Here is an 855-nt window from a genome sequence, read left to right as displayed (position 1 = left end):
GGGGGATTAGCTCAGCTGGCTAGAGCGCCTGCCTTGCACGCAGGAGGTCATCGGTTCGACTCCGATATTCTCCACTACGGCATAATATCAAAGCTGGTTTAATTATCAGTGGCGATTCGCCACAAGTTCATTGACATATTGATAAAACTTAACTAACAAAACAGTTAGAAAGAATAAAAAAGATATAGAAATATATAGAAAGTACGATTCGAAAGAATTGTAAGCACATAAGCAAAATAAGGGCGTATGGGGAATGCCTAGGCTCTCAGAGGCGAAGAAGGACGTGATAAGCTGCGAAAAGCTACGGGGATTGGCACACACGAATTGATCCGTAGATATCCGAATGGGGCAACCCAGTATGTTGAAGACATACTATCCAATATGGAGGCGAACCCGCTGAACTGAAACATCTAAGTAGGCGGAGGAGAAGAAAACAAAAGTGATTCCGTAAGTAGTGGCGAGCGAACGCGGAGTAGCCCAAACCAAAGTTGTTACGGCAATTTTGGGGTTGTAGGACCACGAGATTTCTTGCGGATTTAATTAGAATTACCTGGAAAGGTAAACCGAAGAGGGTGATAGTCCCGTATAAGTAAGAGAAGATAAGAATAGTGGTATCCTGAGTAGGTCGGGGCACGTGAAACCTTGATTGAAACTGGCGGGACCATCCGCTAAGGCTAAATACTCCTGAGAGACCGATAGTGAACCAGTACCGTGAGGGAAAGGTGAAAAGAACCGTGAATAACGGAGTGAAACAGATCCTGAAACCATACGCCTACAAGCGGTCGGAGCCCTTTTGTGGGGTGACGGCGTGCCTTTTGCATAATGAGCCTACGAGTTACCGTTGCTGGCAAGGAT

Annotated in this window: 1 tRNA gene and 1 rRNA gene; both read left to right on the top strand. The window is 45.8% G+C overall.

From position 1 onward, the window contains the following. Positions 1-74 (top strand) — tRNA-Ala (locus AABL87_RS17700). Between the two features lie 152 nt (positions 75-226). Then, a 23S ribosomal RNA gene (locus tag AABL87_RS17695) occupies positions 227-855 on the top strand; the annotation flags it as partial.

Source organism: Myroides sp. C4067, assembly GCF_038039665.1.
In the GTDB taxonomy this organism is placed as follows: Bacteria; Bacteroidota; Bacteroidia; order Flavobacteriales; family Flavobacteriaceae; genus Flavobacterium; species Flavobacterium odoratimimum.
This window is presented reverse-complemented; position numbering and strand designations above follow the sequence as displayed.